General features: G+C 72.0%; 17 protein-coding genes. 4 read left to right on the top strand and 13 right to left on the bottom strand.

Annotation, left to right across the window (positions count from 1 at the left end; genetic code table 11):
• Positions 1–325: 325 nt before the first annotated feature.
• The 4 genes from VGD44_RS01390 to VGD44_RS01405 form a co-directional block, all read right to left on the bottom strand.
• Positions 326–757 (bottom strand): hypothetical protein, encoded by a 432-nt coding sequence (locus VGD44_RS01390; RefSeq protein WP_331083094.1) that lies wholly within the window; start codon positions 755–757, stop codon positions 326–328.
• 39 nt (positions 758–796) lie between these two features.
• Positions 797–1,357, bottom strand: coding sequence for a hypothetical protein (locus VGD44_RS01395; RefSeq protein WP_331083096.1), 561 nt, complete (start codon positions 1,355–1,357; stop codon positions 797–799).
• A gap of 132 nt (positions 1,358–1,489) precedes the next feature.
• Positions 1,490–1,882: a cytochrome c gene (locus VGD44_RS01400; protein ID WP_331083098.1), complete on the bottom strand. Its 393-nt coding sequence runs from the start codon at positions 1,880–1,882 to the stop codon at positions 1,490–1,492.
• Positions 1,883–1,965: 83 nt separating this feature from the next.
• On the bottom strand, positions 1,966–2,772 hold the full coding sequence (locus tag VGD44_RS01405; protein WP_331083100.1) for an enoyl-CoA hydratase: 807 nt from the start codon (positions 2,770–2,772) through the stop codon (positions 1,966–1,968).
• Positions 2,773–2,919: 147 nt separating this feature from the next.
• Between VGD44_RS01405 and VGD44_RS01410 the strand changes: the two genes are divergently transcribed.
• Entirely contained in the window at positions 2,920–3,270 is a 351-nt protein-coding gene (locus tag VGD44_RS01410) for a hypothetical protein (protein WP_331083103.1), read from the top strand.
• Positions 3,271–3,318: 48 nt separating this feature from the next.
• Here VGD44_RS01410 and VGD44_RS01415 read toward each other — a convergent pair whose 3' ends face one another.
• The 6 genes from VGD44_RS01415 to VGD44_RS01440 all read right to left on the bottom strand — a co-directional run bounded on the left by VGD44_RS01415 (position 3,319) and on the right by VGD44_RS01440 (position 9,176).
• Positions 3,319–4,101, bottom strand: coding sequence for a glutathione S-transferase family protein (locus tag VGD44_RS01415; protein ID WP_331083105.1), 783 nt, complete (start codon positions 4,099–4,101; stop codon positions 3,319–3,321).
• 80 nt (positions 4,102–4,181) lie between these two features.
• Complete coding sequence (locus VGD44_RS01420) at positions 4,182–5,138, bottom strand: sensor histidine kinase (RefSeq protein WP_331083107.1); 957 nt, start codon at positions 5,136–5,138, stop codon at positions 4,182–4,184.
• A 150-nt stretch (positions 5,139–5,288) separates the two neighbouring features.
• A complete protein-coding gene (locus tag VGD44_RS01425; protein WP_331083109.1) occupies positions 5,289–6,398 on the bottom strand; it encodes a hypothetical protein in 1,110 nt (369 codons plus the stop codon).
• Between the two features lie 85 nt (positions 6,399–6,483).
• The gene (locus tag VGD44_RS01430; RefSeq protein WP_331083111.1) at positions 6,484–7,230 is read right to left on the bottom strand and encodes an SDR family NAD(P)-dependent oxidoreductase; all 747 of its coding nucleotides are present in this window, start codon (positions 7,228–7,230) and stop codon (positions 6,484–6,486) included.
• Positions 7,227–8,063 (bottom strand): alpha/beta fold hydrolase, encoded by an 837-nt coding sequence (locus tag VGD44_RS01435; protein ID WP_331083114.1) that lies wholly within the window; start codon positions 8,061–8,063, stop codon positions 7,227–7,229. The genes VGD44_RS01430 and VGD44_RS01435 overlap by 4 nt, the downstream gene beginning before the upstream one ends.
• Positions 8,064–8,066: 3 nt before the next feature.
• Positions 8,067–9,176: an NAD-dependent epimerase/dehydratase family protein gene (locus tag VGD44_RS01440; RefSeq protein ID WP_331083116.1), complete on the bottom strand. Its 1,110-nt coding sequence runs from the start codon at positions 9,174–9,176 to the stop codon at positions 8,067–8,069.
• A gap of 100 nt (positions 9,177–9,276) precedes the next feature.
• On the opposite strand from VGD44_RS01440, the gene VGD44_RS01445 reads away from it, so the two are divergent.
• Complete coding sequence (locus VGD44_RS01445) at positions 9,277–10,350, top strand: alkaline phosphatase family protein (protein ID WP_331083118.1); 1,074 nt, start codon at positions 9,277–9,279, stop codon at positions 10,348–10,350.
• Here the strand turns inward: VGD44_RS01445 and VGD44_RS01450 are convergent.
• Both VGD44_RS01450 and VGD44_RS01455 read right to left on the bottom strand, forming a co-directional pair.
• On the bottom strand, positions 10,347–11,162 hold the full coding sequence (locus tag VGD44_RS01450; protein WP_331083120.1) for a hypothetical protein: 816 nt from the start codon (positions 11,160–11,162) through the stop codon (positions 10,347–10,349). The genes VGD44_RS01445 and VGD44_RS01450 overlap by 4 nt on opposite strands.
• 80 nt (positions 11,163–11,242) lie before the next feature.
• Positions 11,243–12,130, bottom strand: a complete 888-nt coding sequence (locus VGD44_RS01455; protein WP_331083122.1) for a TauD/TfdA family dioxygenase — start codon at positions 12,128–12,130, stop codon at positions 11,243–11,245.
• Positions 12,131–12,221: 91 nt separating this feature from the next.
• On the opposite strand from VGD44_RS01455, the gene VGD44_RS01460 reads away from it, so the two are divergent.
• A complete protein-coding gene (locus VGD44_RS01460) occupies positions 12,222–12,392 on the top strand; it encodes a hypothetical protein (RefSeq protein ID WP_331083124.1) in 171 nt (56 codons plus the stop codon).
• A gap of 8 nt (positions 12,393–12,400) precedes the next feature.
• Here VGD44_RS01460 and VGD44_RS01465 read toward each other — a convergent pair whose 3' ends face one another.
• On the bottom strand, positions 12,401–12,892 hold the full coding sequence (locus tag VGD44_RS01465; RefSeq protein WP_331083126.1) for a flavodoxin family protein: 492 nt from the start codon (positions 12,890–12,892) through the stop codon (positions 12,401–12,403).
• Between the two features lie 114 nt (positions 12,893–13,006).
• Here VGD44_RS01465 and VGD44_RS01470 point away from each other — a divergent pair.
• On the top strand, positions 13,007–14,028 hold a 1,022-nt coding region (locus tag VGD44_RS01470), incomplete at its 3' end, for a serine hydrolase domain-containing protein (protein ID WP_331083128.1).

The raw sequence follows: 14,028 nt of genomic DNA on the forward strand, positions 1-14,028 counted from the left end.
GGGTTGCCCGAAGACCTGGCCGACCGCTGGCCAGACCTCCCCGAACCCACCTTCTTCCCCGACCCCGAGGTGCGCCGTCGCGACCCGGACGACCCCGAGTTCGACGCCGCGCCACCTATGCCGGAAGACACCGACGACCCGCCGGTCCCTCTCTCCGACACCGGCTGACGGCGCGCAGCGCCCCCTCAATGGCCCGCGGAAACACGCGGAAGGACGCGGAAAGAGCAGAACGAGCCCGGCGCCTCGCCAGGCCCGGCGCCCTTCCGCGTCCTTCCGCGGGCAATCATGACAGCGCCTGCGGCGCGCGAGGGCGCCGCCGGCCGGGTCAGGCCGACAGCAGCCGGGTGAAGAACGAGCGGTAGCGGCGCAGCGCCACGCGCAGGTCCTCGGTGGAGACGTCGTCGCCGCGGTCCCACTGGCCTTCCAGCCGCGCGCGCTCCTCGGCGAAGCTCTCGGCCAGGCGCTTCATGGTGGCGGCGACCAGGTGGTCGGCCTCCTCGACGGCGCGGCGCGGCTCGTCGACGAAGCTGGCCTGGATGGCGTCCCACTCCACGCGCAGCGCGTCGGCCTCCTTCTCCGGGAACACCGGGGCGGCGCCCTCGGCCTCCCAGTCCGGCCCGTCGAAGGTGCGGGGCTCGCCGGCCGACCTGTCGGCCCGCCGGTCAGCCTGGTCGCCGGCGCCGGCCAGTTCGGCGGTACTCAGCTTGTCGTCCCGCTCAGGCTCGAAGTCGGTGCGGGGTTCGCGCGGCTCGCTCATGGGATTCTCCTCAAAGGCGCTTGTCTGTTGTCGTTGGGCTCAGGACGCGCGGCGGTGCTCGACCGGCGGCGGCTCCTCGAGCAGGTCCTCGAACAGCGCGCGGTAGTGGATCATGGCCTGGCGCAGGTCTTCCGTGCCGGCCTTGCCCTCTCCGTGGCGCAGCGCCACCTGGTGGGCGACGCGGTAGTCGTGCACCAGTTCGCCGTGGTCGACCGACAGGTCGGCGGCCCGCTGCTCGAAGTCGGTGACCGGATAGCCGCGCGCGGCCATCAGTTCGCCGATCAGGTCGTCGGCTTCCTGAACCGCGGGGCCGGGCTCGTCCACGAACCGGGCCTGCACGGCCTTCCACGCCGCGGCGTACCGGGCGCCGCCGCCCGGGGGCAGGGGGTGGATGTCGAAGTGCTTGACCCGCTTGGCGCGCTCGGCCAGCTCGTGCTCGGCCTTGCTCTTGCCGCCGGTCTCGATCACGGCGCGCTCGTATTCGGGGCCGAACTGCGACTGCAGCGACTTCGAACGGCGGCTCTTCATGACGAAGAACGCCGCGGCCAGCACGACCAGCACGGCGATGACGATGACGGCGAGGGTTGTTGTGGTGTCCATGGCTCCCAGCCTCTCTTAGGGTCCGGCCCCGGACGCCGGCCTTGCCGCCAGCCCGCAGGCCGCCCCCCAAACGGCCCCGCGGTAACGCGGTTCCGTCGGCGGCGTGGTTCGGACGACAGCGCCTGCGGGGCCTCAGTCCCGCGGCGCCCAGCGCACGTCGCGCCGCGACTGGATGCTGCGCAGGTAGCGGACGATGGCGACCAGCTCGTGCGGCTGGAAGCGGAACTCCGGCATGGCGGGATGGCGGGTGAGGATGCCCTTGGCCCCGCCTTCGCCCAGCATCTCCACGTCGCCGCGCTGGTGCAGCTCGCGGAACGGCGGGGCCTCGGGGCTCGGGCTGGCGCCCGCGCGGCCGACGGCGTGGCACATGGCGCAGTTGCGCTGGACGAGCGCGCGGCCGAGCGCGACCGACTGGCCCTCGGTGAGCGGCCTCTGCGGCGGCGCCTGGACCTGGGCCGACGCCGGGGCGGGCAGGGCGACCGCGCAGGCGAGGCCGGCGACGATCAACGCAACGGTGGTCCTCATGGCGCGCCTCGCTGGGATCCAGGCTGCCGCAGCCTGCGCCCGATCCCGGGCCGGCGACTTGACGCCCGTCAAAGCGGCGCGGGTCAGGTCCCGGTGAACCGCACCTGCCGCTTCTCCACGAAGCTCGCCACGCCCTCCCTGAAGTCGTCGCTCTTCAGGCTGAGCGCCATCTCGTGGTCGGCGTCCTTCATGGCCTCGGCGAGGTCCTGGACCAGGGCGTTCCACATCTGCCGCTTGATCACCCGCATCGAGCGCGGCGAGACGTTGTCGGCGAGGTCCTTGGCGTACGCCTTCGCCTCGCGGAGCAGGTCGGCGACCATGAACACCCGGTCGGCCAGGCCGATGCGCAGGCACTCCTCGGACCCCACACGCCTGGACGACAGCATGACGTCGAGCGCGCGGCTGTGGCCGACCAGGCGTTGGAGCATCCAGCTCGTGCCGTGCTCGGCGATCAGGCCGCGGCGGGAAAACGCGCTGGTGAAGAACGCCCCGTCGGCCATGAACCGCAGGTCGCAGAAGAGGCTGATGCAGAGGCCCATCCCCGCCGCCGGCCCGTTGATCGCCGCGATGATCGGCTTGCCGACGGCGGCCAGGTAGGTTTGCGGATGCTGGAAGTCGGGCCGGGCGGTGGGGTCGAAGGGCGGGGCGGTCGACTCGGCGCTCTCGCCGGCCGCGGCCACGTCCTGCAGCAGGTTCATGTCGGCCCCGGCGCAGAACCCGCGCCCGGCCCCGGTCAGCACGATCGCGCGCACGTCCGCGTCGGCCTCCGCCCGCTTCAGGCTGTCCCGCAGCCCCGCCGCCATCGCGGCCGTCCAGGCGTTCAGCCGCTCGGGCCGGTTCAGCGTGATCGTGGCGACACCGTCCGCCGCCTCGTACAGCACATCGCTCATCGTGCGTCCTCCCGCCTGCCGGGCCTCCGCGTCTGCGCCCACGGCCCAGTTCATCTCCCTAAACCCCTGCTGAACGGAAGTCGCCGACCCCGTTCAGACACCGCCCCGTACGGTCGCGCGCAAGGACGGGCCAACGAGGAGATCCAGATGAAGAAGCTCGTCCTGGGCGCCGTGGCGGCGCTTGCGGCGCTCACCGCCGCCGGCGCGGCCGCCGCCCAGCCGTACGGCTATTACGACCGCGGCGGCTACGACCGCGGATACCACGACTATCGCGGCTACGATCGAGGCGACTACCGCCACCACCGCCGCTACCGCGACTCCGACCGCGACGGCATCCCGGACTACCGCGAGTGGAACCGCGACCGCGACCGCGACGGCCGCCCCGACCAGTGGGACCGCTACGACAACCGCCGCCACCACCGCGGCTGGCACCGCGGCCATGACCACTATGACCGGTACGATCACTACGACCGGGGCTACGACCACCGTCGCTGGTAGCCGAACCCCGGAAGGGAGCGCCCCGTCAGGTCCGTCCGCCTGGCGGGGTCAGCTTCGCGAAGGCGCCGGCGTGCGCGGGCCGGGCGGCGCGTGCTTGGGCAGGACCGGCAGGTTGCCGATCATCCCGTCCGGCCGCGCCTTGGCCAGCATCCGCTGGTAGGCCGGCCGGGCCTCGACCTTGGTCTTCCAGGCGGCCACCGCCGGGAACTGCGCCACGTCGACGATGTTGAGCCCCGTCGCCACGTTGAGCGGGAACAGCATCATGATGTCGGCGGCCGAGAACTCCGCCCCGCCGAACCAGGCGTGGGTCTTCAGGAACTCGTCGGCGAACTGCACCGTGGCCTCACTGTCCACCAGCGGCGAGCGCCGCGTGGGCGGGTTGGCCATCCAGGCGCGGTAGTCGGAGAACAGCCGCGCCGCCAGCGAGCCCTCGGCGTAGTGCATCCACATCAGGTGCGCCGGGTAGTCGCGGCTGTCCTTGGCCGGCATCAGCCGCCCGCCGCCGTGCCGCTCGAGGATCATCTCCAGGATGGCGCCAGACTCGACGAGGATCTGGTCGCCGTACTTCACCGTGGGCGCCATGGGCACGATGGGGCTGAGCGCCCGGATCTGCGCCATCGAGCCCGCCAGGTCGCCCCGCTTGAACTCGAGCTTGTAGGGCAGGCCGAGCTCCTCCATCAGCCACACCACCCGCTCGGACCGGCGGCCCTCCAGGTGGTAGATCACGACCTCGGGCAGGGCGGCCTTCCTGGCAGCTGCGCGTGCGGCCGGCGCTGCCGCCAGCGCAGCGAGCAAGCCAAAGGACGCGCGGCGCGCGGGTGAATGGTGCATGGGGGTCCCTCCGACGAGATGGTGTTCTTGTTGACTCGCAGAACAGCGTAGCGCCCCGAAACGGATGCGTACGGACTTTTCTAAAGGTCGAACCCCGCCCGCCAGAGCGCGCCCTCAGCCGGGAAGCTGAGCTCGGTCGCCGCGCCGGACTGCGCCGCCAGCGCCCGGGTGAGCAGCCGCGTGCCGAAGCCCTGCCGCCCGACCGGCGCCGGCTTGGGCCCGCCCGTCTCGCGCCATTCGAGCTCCAGCCGCCGCCGCCCGCCCGCCTCGTCCACCGCCCAGGCCAGGCGCACCCGCCCGCCGTCGGCCAGCGCCCCGTATTTCGACGCGTTGGTGGCCAGCTCGTGCAGGCACAACGCCAGCGCCACGGCCACCTCGGGCGAAATCTCCACCGGCCCGCCGTCGACCACCAGCCGCCCGTCCACCGGCCGGAACGGCGCCATCGCCTGGGCCGCCAGCGTATCCAGCGTCACCGCCCGCCAGCCGGCGTCGACCAGCAGGTCGTGCGCGCCAGCCAGCGCCACCAGCCGGTCGGTGAACTGGCGGCGCGCGGCGTGCGCGTCGGCGGCGTCGCGGAACGTCTGCTCGGCCAGCGACTGCACGACGGCCAGCGTGTTCTTCACCCGATGGTGCAACTCCAGCTTCAGCAGCCGCTCGCCCTCGCGCGCCGCCACCTCGCGCAGCAACGCCGCGCGCAGGAGCGTGATGATCCAGATCACGAAGCCGCTGCTGGCGAGGAAGAAGGTGACCGCGAACACGGCCCGGCGCACGGCGACCGCTGGCGCCGCCGGCGCCAGCATCAGGACCCCGCCGCCGGCCAGCAGGACCACGGAGGTCACGCCCGCGATCACTCCGCCGAACACGGTGGCGACCAGCACGGCCAGGATGAAGGCCCCGAACGGCGCGCCCATCCCGATCAGCGGGGCGAGCGCCAGCCGGATCCCCAGCGCCACGGCGGCCAGCGCCAGGCCCAGCGCGATCCGGGCCATCGCGCCACGCGGCTGCCGCGCGATCCTCCGAACCAGGAAATCCGTCATGCCAGGCGCCCCTAGCCGCGCACCCGGCGCCGCCTCCAAGGATCGCATTCTAGTTGAGCGCAGAAATTCCGCACCCCGGCGCGAGGTTCCGATCAACGGTGCGACCGGACCTGACGTATCGGCCTGTTTCGCTGCGGCGATGCAGACCGTCTACTGGGCCCCGCTCCGCGTCTCGCTCTCCGCCAGCAGCGAGCCGATCGCATCGTGCGCCTCGCCGGTGGGCGCGGCGGCGACCTGCTTGGACTTCGCCGGCGCAGGCTTGGCGGCCGGCTTCTTCGGATCGGCCTTGGCGATCGCCTTTCCGGCAGGCTTGGCGGTGGACTTGTCCTTCGCCGCCAACTTGGGCTTCGCGTCCTTCCTGGCGGCGAGCTTGGCCTTGTCGGCGGACTTCTTGGCGGCCACGGCGGTCTTGGCCTTGGGCTCGGCCTTCTTCTTGGCGAGCCTGGCGGCCGGCTCCTTCTTGTCCTTGCCGGCCTTCGCGGCCGGCGTCTTCTTCTTCTCCGCGAGGTGCTTCGGCTTCTCGACCTTCGCCTTCGTCACGTCCTTCTTCTCGGCGAGCCTCTTCTCGATGGCCTTGGGCGCGGGTTCCTTCTTCTCGATCACTTTCGGCGGCGGCGGAGGAGGTGGTGCGACCTCGGCCACTTCGACCGGCTCGGGCTCCGGCTCGGGCGCGACGGCCACCGCGGGCAGCGGATCCGGCGGCGGCGCCTCGGCCACTTCCACGGGCGGCGGCGGCGGCGGTGGGAACGGCTCGGGCGCCAGCACGCTGGCCACGGCGTCGGAGCTGGCGGCGGGGGCAGGCGGCTTCGGTCGGACGATCGGCACGGGCGCAGGGGCCCGCTCGGCGACGGTCACCTTCGGCGGCGCAGAGATTCCGATGGTCACCGGCAGCCGCCAGCCGCTGTCGACGCCCGCGAAGGCGCCGGCGGTCAGCGCCGAGCCGGCGACTAGCCCAAAGAGCATCGCCGAGACGCGGCCGCTCCCACCGCCGCTCGCGCCGCTTCTGCGTGGCCGCCGATCGGGCAACTCCAGCTCTGGTCGGCGGAAGGCGCGGATCTCGTCGATGGTGACGTCGCCGTCCTCGATGACCGCCGCCGCCTGGCGGCCCAGGTCGACGCCCACGCGGCTCTCCAACGCCTTGCGTTGCGCGATCTCCCATTCGACGCGGTCGATGAGAAGTCCGTCATGGCGTCCGCGGGCGAGGCGCAGGAGCTGGCGGAGTTCGGGAGCGGTGAGGGTCGACAGGTCGATCCCCGGCATGGTTTGGCCCACCTGCCGTTTGACATCCCTCGCCCATGAGAGGACGCCGAGACGGCCCTCCCGTCAACCGGCGTCTGTGTCGCGCTCAGCCCGGCACATAGGCCCCGCCGTTCACGTGCACGACCTGGCCCTGCACGAACTGGGCGGCGTCGCTCAGCAGGAAGTCGACGACCGCGCCATAGTCGGCCGCTTCGGTCAGCCGGCCCGACGGGTTGGACCGTGCGCCGCGCTCCAGCACCCGCTCGGCCGCCGCCTCGCCGCCGGCCATCTTCGCGACCGAGGTCGTCGCCACCAGCCCGGGCGCGACGGCGTTGATCCGCACCCCGCGCGGCGCCAGCTCGGGCACCAGGTAGCGGACCAGGCTCTCGGCCAGCGCCTTGCCGCAGCCCAGGGCGGCGTAGTTGGCCAGCGTCGTGCGTGCGCCGGCGCTGGTGATGAAGACCACGCTGGATCCGCGGGTGAGCCACGGCAGCGCCGGCTGCACGAGGTAGAGCAGCGACAGGCCGTTGGTCTCGATCGCCCGCGTGAACGCCGGCAGGTCGGCCTCGAGCAGGGCGGTGGGATAGATGGCCGCGGCGCTGTGCACGATGTGCAGCGGCCCGTCGCCACCGGTCCCTGCAATCCGCACCAGCTCGGCGGCCTGGCCGATGTCGCCCACGTCGGCCCGCACGGCCGAGACCGGCGCGCCCTGGCCCGCGAGCTCGGCCACCGCCGCCTCGGCCGCCGCGGCATCGCCATGCCAGCCCAGCACCAAGGGCTCGCCGCGCGGCGCGAGCTGCCGGGCGATCCCCAGCCCGATGCCCTTGGTCCCGCCGGTGATCAGGATGGTCATGCGTGCGCCTTCAGCCAGGTGAGGAGGTCGGCCACCACCTCGTCGCGGTTCGTTTCGTTGAGCATCTCGTGACGCCCGCCCGGATAGACCTTGAGCGTGACGTCCAGGCCAGCGGCCCGGTAGGCGTCGACCAGCGGCGTCAGGCCCGCGAGCTTCTGGTTGATCGGGTCCTGGTCGCCGACGAGGACGTAGACCGGCAGGCCCGCCTTGACCTTCGCCAACGCTTCCGGCGTCGGCTGCCGCTCGCGCAGTTCCATGAACGAGGCCCGCGACGCGTCGGTGAACTGTATGCCGCAGAAGGGATCGGCCAGGTACTTGTCCACCTCGGCCGCGTCGCGCGAGAGCCAGTCGTAGGGCGTGCGGCCCTCGAAACCCTCGTTCAGTTTCTCCGGCGCGATGCGGGCGGCCGGTCCCGTCGTGCCCGACAGCACCAGCGCGTCGATCAGGTCAGAATGCTCCAGCACATAAGCCTGGGACAGCATAGCCCCCATCGAATGGCCCATCAGGACCAGCGGCAGGTCCGGGTATTCGGCCCGCGCCCGGCGCGAGAGGACGGCCATGTCGGCGACGACGGCCGGGGCGCCGCCCGGGCCGAAATCGCCCAGGCTGCTCATGCCCGACGTCATGCCGTGCCCACGATGGTCGGCCGCGTAGATCACGAAGCCGGCCTCGACGATCGGGGTCATCGGCCCGAGGTAACGCCCCGCGTGCTCGCCGGCGCCGTGCGCCAGCTGCAGTACGGCCCTGGGCTTGCCGCCGGCCTGCCAGCGGAAGCCGGCCAGGCCGGTCCCATCCTCGCCCTCGTACCGGAACCGCGTCTCGTTCACCGCCATCGCCTAAGCCTTCGCCCTCCGTTCCGCCAGCAATGCCGTCTCGCGTTCGGGCGAGAGCCCGGTTCGCGGCTTGGCGCGCCGTTCCTCGGGCAGGGTCTTCCACCACGCCAGCGTGTCGGCTGCGGTCGTCTCCAGCGGGCGGAGGGTCAGGCCGGCGTTGATCGCTGCGGCGTTGCTCCGCCGGTGGAAGCCCGCCGTCCGTCCCTGGCCCGGAAGCCAGACCGGCAGGTCGCTCCAGCCGTTGACGTTCTTCTCCGCGAGCCAGTCCGCCGGCGCCCAGACGTAGGTGGGCTTCGCCCCCACGCCCTTGGCCACGCCGTCCAGCAGTCCCTTCGTGGTGAGCGGCCTTGCCGGCCCGATGGCGTTGAACGTTCCGGCCGTCCGCTGCTCCACCAGGCGGATCGTCCACTCGGCCAGGTCGCGGGCGTCGACGTAGAGGATCGGGTCGCTGCCGTCGCCCGGCGCCAGCACCTCGCCACCGCGCGCCAGGCGCACCGGCCAATAGGTGAAGCGGTCGGTCTCGTCGCCAGGGCCCACGATCAGGCCCGGCCGCACGATCGTCGTCGCGCCGGCGCCGAACTGCGACCGGGCCTCGGTCTCGCTCACGGCCTTCAGCGGTCCGTAGAGCTCGGGCTTCGCCGGCCCACGCTCGGCGAAGGCGTCGGCGCCCGCATAGGCCGCGGTCGGCGCCGTCTCGTCCTCGCCCGGGCGATCCTGCGTAGCGTAGACCGACATCGTCGAGACGAAGAGGTAGTGGCCGACGTTGCCCTTCAGCACCTTGGCCGCGTCGCGCACCCAGAAGGGCAGGGTGGTGGGATTGTCGATGCAGACGTCCCAGGTCTTGCCCTCCAGCGCCTTCAGGTCGGAGGTGTTGCGGTCGCCGACCAGCTCCTCCACCTCGGGCGGGAAGTCGTCTGGCCGCCGGCCGCGGTTGAAGACGGTGACCTTGTGGCCACGGGAGAGCGCATGGCGCACCTGGTGCGGGCCGATGAAGCCGGTGCCGCCCAGGATCAGGATCCGCATGGGTTTCACCTTGGGCTGGGCCGTGGCAGAGGCGCCGAGCGCCGCCGCGGCCAGGGTGGAAAGCGCGAAGGCTCGGCGCGTGGCGGGCATCGGGCAGTCCTGACGGAGCGAGACGGCGGCCACCTTAGGGCTCGGTCGCGAGGACGAAAACCTTTGGAAGCTGGGCCGAGGCGGCCCTACGTTCGCCCACATGGGCCGGACACTTCGGATCTTCGCAGCCGCGCTTGCGGTCGCACTGTCATTCCACCTGGTGGCCGCGGCGGCGGCGCGCGAGCGCAACGTGGTGCTGGTCACCCTGGACGGCATGCCGTGGCAGGAGGTGTTCCGGGGCGCCGACCCGGCGCGGGCGGCCGACCGGGCCTTCGTCTCTGAGCTGCGGGAGCTGAAGAAGGATTTCCTGGACCCGCCCGATCGCGCGCGCGCCCTCATGCCGTTCCTGCACGAGGTGGTGGCCAAGCAGGGCGTGCTGCTGGGCGACCGCGACCACGGGGGCTGCATGGCGGTCACGAACGACCAGTGGTTCTCCTATCCCGGTTACAACGAGCTGCTGACCGGCAAGCCCGACCCGGCCATCCGCTCGAACGAGCACGGGCCGAACCGCAACGTGACCGTCCTGGAATGGCTGAACCGTCAGCCGGGCCTCAAGGGCCGGGTGCAGGCGTTCGCCTCGTGGGAGGCGTTCCGCGACATCCTGAATCCGGGCCGAAGCGGCGTCGCGGTGAACGCCGGCTGGGACGCCGCGCCCGGGACCCAATTCGCCCGTCTGCAGGCCGAGGTCCCGCGCCTGTGGCCGGTGGAGCGGTTCGACGCGTTCACCCACGTCCTGGCGCTGGAGGCGTTGAAGGGCCAGAGCCGGCCGCGGGTGCTCTACATCGCCTATGGCGACACCGACGAGTTCGCCCACGAAGGCCGCTACGACCAGATGCTGTGGGCCGCGCGCCGCTCGGACGCCTTCCTGGCCGAGCTCTGGAAGACCCTGCAGGCCCATCCCGCCTATGCCGGCAGGACCACCCTGATCGTGACCACCGACCATGGCCGCGGCGTCGGCGGCAAGGACGCCTGGCGTCACCACGGCCGGGGCGCCTTCGCCCAGTCGAACGAGACCTGGCTGGCCGCGATCGGTCCGGACGTGGCGCAGGGCAAGCGTCCTGGCGGCGAGTGTGCGAGCAGCAGTCAAGTTGCGGCGACCGTCGCCAGCGCGCTGGCGCTCGACTGGCGGGCGTTCGATCCCGCGGCGGCCCGGCCGCTCGACATCTTCCGCTAGAACGGCGGGTCCTCGGGGGCCGGCTTCGCGGGCGGTGGTGGCGCGGGCGGCGGCCTGGCGGACGCGGCCTCGATCTCGCGGATGCGGCGCTGGTAGCGCTCGGCCAGGGCGTTGCGGTCGGCGATGTTCTCGCTCTCGCCGCGCCAAACCGCCTGGGCCCGGTCGAGCTCCCGCCGGTCCGCCCCGCTGGCGAGGGCTTTGTCGTAAGCCGCGCGCAGCTGTCGGTCCTGCGCGGCCAGTACGGGATAGCCGCAGGTCAACCGCTGGGCCGGCGTCGGAAGGTCGTGGCAGCGCTTGGCGCGCGCGGACGCCTTGGCGGGCGCGGCGCGCGCCATAGGCAGGGGCGCGCGGGGCAGCCGCGCAACAGGTTCGTCGCCGTCGACGTCGACGTGGTCGACAACCGGCGCGGGGGCGGGCAAGTCGGATTGCGGACGCACCGGGGCGACGGACGTGAGCATCACGGCCGCGCGTGGCGCCGGTTCGATCGGCTCCTTCGCCGCGTGCGGCGTCATGGGCACGCTGAGCCCCCAGGTGACGCCGGCCGAGACGAACGCAGCCAGCACGGCGGTGGCGACCATCACCCCGCTGCGGCGCGGGCGATGCGGCTCGTCGGCTGGCTCGAACGACGGCTCGAACGCCATCTGCGCGCCGTAGCCCGCCGGGATGGGGTTCCAGTCCACGGCGCGGCCGGGCCGCATCTCCAGCTCGGCGACGAGCTGTTCGGCGAGGGCGGTCTGACCGCGCGCCCGGGCGCTGTCGAGCAGTCGTTTCAGCTCCTGGGCGCTCAGCTCCGAGAGTTCGATCCGCAACATGACGCTCGCCCAGCCTCCAGCGCCCTAGCCCCGACGCCTCGGGTTTACACCCTACAGTATAGCATGCGCACGCTCCGGTATCACCGTGACGTGTGCTGGGCCGCGCCCGCCGCGAATTCGCTGACCGGATCTCCGGCGATCCGCGAATGGTGCATGACCCGCGGCCGGCTCATATCCCAGGGGCAGGCGCGATGCATCAGTCGCCGGTTGTCCCAGATCACCGCGTCGCCGGGCGTCCAGCTGTGCCGCCACACCCGCGGCGGCCGGCAGGCCTCAGCGCAGAGCTCGTCAAGGAGGCGTTCCGACTCCTCGGCCTCCAGCCCGGCGAGGCCATAGGCATGGCGCCCGATCATCAGGCAGGGCCGTCCGGTCTCGGGGTGGACCTTCACCAGCGGCCGCAGCGGCGGGTCGTCCACAGTCATGCCGTAGCCGGAATAGGCGCTGCCCGCCTGGTGCGCGTGGCCCAGCTTGCCCTGGCTGTAACGCAGCGAATGCAAGGCGCTGAGGCCTGCGATCCGCTCCCGCACCGACGGCGACAGCGCTTCGTAGGCCGCGGCCATATCCGCCCACTCGGTCTCGCCGCCCTCATCCGGGACGACCTGCGCCGTGAACACCGCGCCCTTGGCCTGCACCGGCATGTAGGTAGAATCGCAGTGCCAGCCCATGTTGCCCTTCAGCACCTTGATCACGTCGTCGCCCTCTTCGGGGCGGACTGTGCCGTCCGCGCGGACGTTGCTGATCGGGGTGATCTCGATCTCCAGCGGCCCGAAGCGGCGGGCGAACGCGACCTGCTCGTCGCGGGTGAGGTGCTGGCCCGGGAGGATCAGCAGGCCGTATTCGAGCCACGTCCGGTAGAGCTCGCGGAACGCCGCTTCGTCGAGCTCGGCCAGTCGGGGCCCGGTCATCGTCGCCCCGAACGTCGCGGGCAGCGGCTCGACGTGGAAGGCCGTCTCGGACACTGCGTTCATGGCCGAACTCCATGGGTGCTGCGACGATCCTACGCCCCGTCCGTGGCGGAACCGAAGCGCCGGTGCGCGTCTTTCTGGGCCGAGGAGCACCATGAGGAACGACACGCCGACGGGGCGCGGGGGCGCAGCCGAGGCCGATGCTGCCGAGCGGGCCGAACTGGCCCGGCACATCGACGCGCTCATGGCGATGCCGCCTCGGCGGTGGCCGAGCATCATCGTCCTGGGCGACGAGGCGGTGTTCGGGATCACGCCGGCCGACTGACGTGGGCGTCAGAAGACCCCCATCGCCAGCCCGGCGGCCAGGGCGGCGCCCAGCTCCTCGCAGCGGGCGAGGTCGGCGTCGGGCACGGTCTTGGGCGCCAGGATCGCCTCGGGCGCCTGGGCGTGGGTGCAGACGATGATGGGCTCGGCGATCGGCTTCAGCCGCCAGCCGGTGGCGATCCGGGCCATCTGGCGGACGGCGTTGGTCCCGTCGCTGCCGGCGGCGATCAGCATGCCGTAGGGCCGGCCGTTCAGGCGCTCGAGCACCGGATAGTAGTTGCGGTCGAAGAACTCCTTCATCGCGCCCGACATGGCCGCGAGGTTCTCCGGGCAGGCGAAGAGGTACCCGTCCGCCGCCAGCAGGTCGTCGGGCCCCGCGGCCTCGGCCATCAGCATCCGCGCCTCGACGCCGGCCTCGGCGCCCGCGCCGCGCGCCGCGGCGTCGGCCATGGCCCGGGCCGCGCCCGTGCGCGAATGCCAGACGATGAGCAGCCGTTTCATGGCGGGAGGCTAGCGGCGTTCGCCCCGGATTGCCGACCTGAAACTCACCCGTGCTTGCGTGGCCGCGCGCGCCGCCTAAGCTTCGTCCCAACAAGTGTTTGGGAGGGGATGGATATGCTGCTTCGCCACAGTGTTCGGTTCGCGGCCGCGCTGACCGCCGTCGCTCTGGCGCTGGCGCCGGTCCAGGTCTCGGCCCAGGCCGCGAAGAAGCCGGCCGCCGCCGCGGCCAAGGCGCCCGCCGCCCTCTCGCGCGCCACCACGCCGGAGTCCGTGGGCTTCGACAGCGCCCGGCTCGCTCGCCTGGACGCCTACATGCAGGGCGTGGTCGCCGAGGGTCGTGTGGCCGGCATGACCACGCTGCTCGCCCGCCACGGCAAGGTCGTCAGCTTCAAGACCTATGGCAAGCAGAGCCTCGCTTCGGGCCAGCCGATGACCGAGGACACGATCTTCCGCATCTACTCGATGTCCAAGCCCATCACCGGCGTGGCGATGATGATCCTCTTCGAGGAGGGCAAGTGGCGGCTCGACGATCCGGTCACCCGCTACATCCCCGAATTCAAGAACCTCAAGGTCATGACCGGGGTCGACGAGGAGGGCAACGGGACGCCCGTGCTCGTGCCCATGAAGCGCCCGCCGACCATGCGCGAGATCATGAGTCACACGGCCGGCTTCGGGTACGGGCTTCAGGACAAACATCCCGTCGACAAGCAGTTCCGCGAGCAGTCCGTGCTGGGGTCGAACGGCCTGCAGGACATGATCAGCAAGACCTCGACGATCCCGCTCATCTACCAGCCGGGAGAGTCCTGGCGCTATTCGGTGACCGTCGACATCCAGGGCTACCTCGTCGAGAAGCTGTCGGGCCAGCCGCTCGGCAAGTTCCTCGAGGACCGCATCTTCAGGCCGCTGAAGATGAACGACACGGCGTTCTATGTGCCGGCCGACAAGGCGAGCCGCCTGGCCGCGGTCTATGCGCTGAACCGTGAGACCCGGAAGATCGAGGAGGCCAACGCGATCTTCGACCGGCCGCTGCCGACCTACCTGACGCCGCCGGTGATGGAGTCCGGCGGTGGCGGCCTCGTCGGCGCCACCATGGACTACGCCCGCTTCGCCCAGATGCTGGCCAACAAGGGCGAGCT

Source organism: Phenylobacterium sp. (assembly GCF_036402295.1).
Lineage (GTDB): Bacteria > Pseudomonadota > Alphaproteobacteria > Caulobacterales > Caulobacteraceae > Phenylobacterium.